5 protein-coding genes are annotated in these 5,094 nt (G+C 58.7%); all 5 read right to left on the minus strand.

Annotation, left to right across the window (positions count from 1 at the left end; all coding sequences use genetic code 11):
- Nucleotides 1-565, minus strand: a 565-nt coding sequence (locus AC1D1X_RS15275; RefSeq protein WP_477698583.1) for an ABC transporter ATP-binding protein, incomplete at its 3' end; no start/stop codon positions are given.
- Nucleotides 562-2,457 (minus strand): ABC transporter permease, encoded by a 1,896-nt coding sequence (locus tag AC1D1X_RS15280; RefSeq protein WP_477698584.1) that lies wholly within the window; start codon nt 2,455-2,457, stop codon nt 562-564. The genes AC1D1X_RS15280 and AC1D1X_RS15275, both read right to left, overlap by 4 nt.
- A gap of 151 nt (nt 2,458-2,608) precedes the next feature.
- Nucleotides 2,609-3,814 (minus strand): ABC transporter substrate-binding protein, encoded by a 1,206-nt coding sequence (locus AC1D1X_RS15285; protein WP_477698585.1) that lies wholly within the window; start codon nt 3,812-3,814, stop codon nt 2,609-2,611.
- 82 nt (nt 3,815-3,896) lie between these two features.
- On the minus strand, nt 3,897-4,481 hold the full coding sequence (locus AC1D1X_RS15290) for an amino acid synthesis family protein (protein WP_477669076.1): 585 nt from the start codon (nt 4,479-4,481) through the stop codon (nt 3,897-3,899).
- Nucleotides 4,482-4,527: 46 nt separating this feature from the next.
- Nucleotides 4,528-5,094, minus strand: a 567-nt coding sequence (locus AC1D1X_RS15295) for an amino acid synthesis family protein (RefSeq protein WP_477698586.1), incomplete at its 5' end; no start/stop codon positions are given.

The following is a 5,094-nucleotide window of genomic DNA, read 5'->3' on the forward strand; positions in this document are numbered from 1 at the left end:
GTTTAGTCAACGCCATCAGGTCATTCCGCTCTCTGGGCGCCATGCCGGCTGTCGGCTCATCCATGAGCAGTAATTTAGGGTTGTTGGCCATGGCCATGGCGAGCTCAACGCGCTTGACGTCCCCGTACGCCAGCACGCTGCAAGGGCGGTCAGCCTGCGCTTTCATATTGACCTGCTCAAGGAGTGCCATGGCCTCGTCGCGTTTGTAATCTGCGGCGCGGCGCCACATGGAAAACAACTTCCTGTCCGCAGATAACAAGGTCATCTGGACGTTTTCCACTACCGTCAGCGAGGAAAAGGTTTCCGCGATCTGGAATGTCCGGCTGACACCGCGGCGCCAGATATCCCGGGGCGCCAGGCCGATCAGCTCCTGCGAGTCCAGCTGAATGGAGCCGGCATCTGCACGCAACTGCCCATTGACCATGTTGAACATGGTTGATTTTCCGGCGCCGTTGGGCCCAATCAAAGCCAATAGTTCGCCCTGCGCCAGCTCGAAATTCACGCTATCGACAGCCCTGACACCGCCAAAGGATTTTCCTAATCCTGATACCTTCAGCAAGCTCATGACTTTTCTCCCGCACTGCGGCGACTGGCCAGCAGCTGTTTGGCAAAGCCTGCAATTCCCTGGGGGAACAGCAGCACAAGAACCAGGATGATGGCGCCCAGCATGGCCCGCCAATAGTCGGTGTTTCGCGCCACGGTATCGTGCAGCCACGTGAATGTGACGGCCCCCACGACAGGTCCCAAAAGCGTCTGGATACCCCCCAGCAAAACCATCACCAGACCATCGATCGACTTGCTGACGTGCAGGCTTTCAGGCGAAATGCTGCCTTTTGAAAAAGCATAAAGCGCACCGGCCAGCCCCGCAAATGAACCTGCAATCACAAACGCAACCCATTGCAGGCGTTTGACATTCATGCCGATGGCGTYCGAACGCAGCACCGAGTCGCGTGCCGCACGCATGCCATAGCCAAACGGTGAATACAGAATTCGGTGCATCAGCAAGACGCCCCCGGCCACCAGGACAAGAGTGAGGTAGTAATAAATGCGCTTGTCCGCCAGCCACTCGGAAGGCCAGACGCCGGTCAATCCGTTGCTGCCGCCGGTGAACACGTCCCATTGATAACAAACTGCCCAGGTGATTTGTGCAAAGGCCAGCGTCAGCATCGCCAGATAAACACCAGACAATCTGACGCAGAACCAACCATACACAAAGGCCCCCACGGCCGCCACAACGGGTGCCACGACCAGAGCCAGCTCCATGGGCATGTTCAGGCTTCGTACCAGCAAGGCGGCGCCATAGGCCCCAAGGCCGAAGTAGGCGGCATGCCCGAACGAGTGCATTCCCGCGGGCCCCATGATGAAATGCAGGCTGACAGCGAACAGGACGGCAACCAGCAAGTCAATCAGTAACACGGTGACGTAAGGGGACTGTGCCGCCAGCACAGGCATCAAAGCCAGTAGCGCCAGCAGGCCCGCACAACCCCAGACGTACAAGCGGTGTGGCCGGCGCAGCGGTTCTTCGGCCATGCCTGCATGCCGGTTGGGCGCCTGTGGCCTGCCGAACAACCCCCAGGGTCGGGCCACCAGGACAACCGCCATGACGAGGAACTCCACCACCAGGGTCAGCTTGGAAAAAGAGATGCTGATACCCGCAATTTCAACCAGCCCCAGCCAGATGCAAATGGCCTTGAGTTCGGCAATCAGCAGTGCCGCCACGTAGGCACCCGGGATGGAGCCCATGCCCCCGACCACCACCACCACAAACGCGGCGCCGATGATGTTGAGATCCATTTCCAGGTTGGCGGGCTCGCGCGGTAGCTGAAGCGCGCCCCCAAGGCCCGCCAGAAGTGCGCCCAATGCAAAAACCGCTGTGAATAACCACGCCTGGTTCACACCCAGCGCGCTGACCATTTCGCGATCCTGCGTGGCGGCTCGAACGAGGGTACCCCAGCGGGTTTTGGTGAGCAGGAGCCAAAGCAGACCCAGGACGACAGGCCCCGCGACGATCAGGAAAAGATCATAGGAAGGAAACTGACGCCCCAAAATCGACACAGAGCCAGTCAGGCCGGGAGCCCTGGGGCCAAGCAGCTCCTCGGGGCCCCAAAACCACAGCACGCCATCCTTGATCACCAGGCCAAGCGCAAACGTTGCAAGCAACTGAAAGAGTTCCGGTGCACGGTAAATACGGCGCAGCAACAAAACCTCGACCAGGCCGCCGAGAACACCAACAGCCAAAGCGGCAATCAGCAAGGCAGGCCAGAAACCCAAGGTATTGCCAAGAGCACTGACCAATGAATAGGCAACGTAGATGCCCACCATGAAAAAAGATCCATGGGCAAAGTTGACAATCCGGGTAACACCAAAGATCAACGACAAACCAGCCGCCACGAGAAACAGCGACGATGCACCGGCCAGGCCATTAAGCAACTGCACGATAAAGCCTGAGAAGCTCATGAACAAACCTTTTTTCTGCGGGATAGCATGACCGGCAAGCAGCGCACAGTGGACACACCTTTAACATGACGGCGGCACCGGAACTGCCGGCCAACCGCCATGAGTGCATGCACGAGGCGCGGCACCTGCCGCCGTCAACACTTGCCTCGGTCTAATCGGCAGCGCGCATTTTTTTCACTTCGGCGTTGCTGGGCTGGACTTTTGAACCATCGATATATCGATAGTCGACCATCACGCCCTTGCCGCCTTCATTTTTTGTGCGTCCCACATAGGCACCCATGGTGGACTGGTGGTCTTCCGGGCGAAAAACCACGGGGCCAAAGGGTGTTGTCACGTTCAGGCCGCGGAAAGCGGTAATCAGCTTTTCCGTATCGGTCGATTTGGCTTTTTTCATGCCTTCGGCCAGGGACTTGATGGCGCTATAGCCGACCACGGAACCCAGGCGCGGATAGTCTTTGTACTTGCCGTGATAAGCAAGAAAGAAAGCCTTGTGTTCGGGTGTCTGGATGCCGTACCACGGATAACCGGTAACCACCCAGCCGTTGGGCGTTTCCTCCTTGAGCGGGTCGAGGTATTCGGGCTCGCCCGTCAGCAGGCTGACGACTTCACGCCCCTGAAACAGGCCACGGGTATTGCCTTCACGAACAAACTTCGAGAGGTCGGCACCAAAAAGAACATTGAAGATGGCGTCCGGCTTGGCGTCCGCCATGGCCTGCACAACACTGCCCGAGTCGACCTTGCCCAGTGGAGGCGCCTGCTCGGCCACGAACTCTACATCGGGCTGCGCGGCCTTCAGCAAGGTCTTGAACGTCGCTGCTGCGGACTGCCCATRCTCGTAGTTGGGGTACACCACCGCCCAGCGCTTTTTCTTCATCGCAACGGCTTCGGGGACCAGCATGGCCACCTGCATGTAGGTGGAGGTCCGCAAGYGGAATGTGTAGCGATTACCGTTTTGCCAGACGATTTTGTCCGTCAGAGGCTCCGCTGCCAGAAAAAAGAACTTTTTCTGCTTGGCGAAATCGGTGAGCGCCAGGCCGATATTGGAAAGGAAAGAGCCTGTCAGCACGTCGACTTTTTCGCGCGAGACAAGTTCTTCGGCTGCACGGACCGCATCGCCCGGGTTTGCGTTGTCGTCGCGAATAATCAGCTGGACCTTCTTGCCGTTGATTCCGCCGCCAGCATTGATTTCCTCAACGGCCAGTTCCATGCCTTTCTTGTACGGTTCCAGGAAAGCAGGCTGGGCCTTGTAGCTGTTTATTTCCCCTATCTTGATGACGCCTTGGGCATGCGCGTTCACGAATGAGGTGATCAGCCCGAGGAAAGCGACGGTGCTCAGCATTTTGTGGTGCAGCTTCATAAGTACTCCTGGTTGTCTTGGGTCAGATGGAAGGCGAAAGGCGATGGGTCATGACGATGAGCGATGGATTGGCAGCCCGGGGCTACCTTAACCCATCCTCCCCCTTGATTTCACTGGTTTGAAGCCCCCCCACACGCGGCAGGGGCCGGCCGCTGTCCGTAACGACGACCGCCACCACAATTTCGTTGGCGCGGGGAGCGTCGGCGATGCGGGCTTCCATCGCATCGAAATGGCTGCGCACGAATGCGGCATCCTTGTGTCCCAGCGGCACGTCAATGGCAGTACCAAGACCACCGCGCTTTTTACTTGACGGCACCAGAGCAGCACCCTTTTCCACCGCCAGACGCAGGGGCGCGCCCAGCCTGGGATGCAGGATCGCTGCCGCATGCTCCAGCTCACCGGCCTCACCCACGATGGCGGCCTTGCCGTAACTATGGGCTTGGCCCGGGGCAATGCCAAGGGCCTGCACGCACTTTTGCCCCAGCAGCCCGCCAAGCTCCTCACCAATGTCAATCAGCGCATCGAGTTTTTCCGCGTACACCCCGGCAAAAGGATTCTCGATCACGGCCATCGCCAATGCCTTTCGCGTCGGGGGAGTGACGGCCTTTCCCATCTCGATGTATGTTTCGTCGATTTGCACAACAATTTTTCGAATCCTGGCTGTCATGGTTTTTCCTTGTCTCGGTGCCTGCTAAGTATCTGGCGCATCGGGTTTAACGCAAGCCATCCCATTTGGCGATGGCACTGGCGGCCAGCCCACCCACCCGGGCGTGAATGCGCGGGCCCGTGCTCATGGCCAGGATGAAAACGATTTCGTCCGACAAGGGAGCCCCCGGCACACGCACCTCAATTGCGTCGAAATGGCTACGGACATAACTGGCATTGACGTGCGTTAAAGGAACATCCAGCGCCGTACCCGGTGCACCCACTTTTTTTGTCGAAGGGACAATGGACAAGGCGTTACCGGGCTGGCCGGTTTTTTCCTCAGCCTGCCCACGCGCATAAGCGTTGCGATCGCCTTTCCAGCCAAGCAGCTCACGCATCGCGTACCCGCCAGGCACATGCCAGAGCGCACCATGCTCCAGTTCCCCGGCCGCGCCCACGATTGCCCCTTTTCCATAACCCTCAATATGTTCGGCTGGCACATCCATTGCGGCGCGCAGACGCTCGGCCATCTGGATACCAACAGGCTGAAGCTGGTCCATCATCGGCAAGATATTGGGCTCATATCGCCCGGCAAATGGATTGGTCAGCACCGCGGCAATCGCGCCGCGCAGCAA

The organism is Polaromonas sp. P1_G4 (assembly GCF_056405475.1).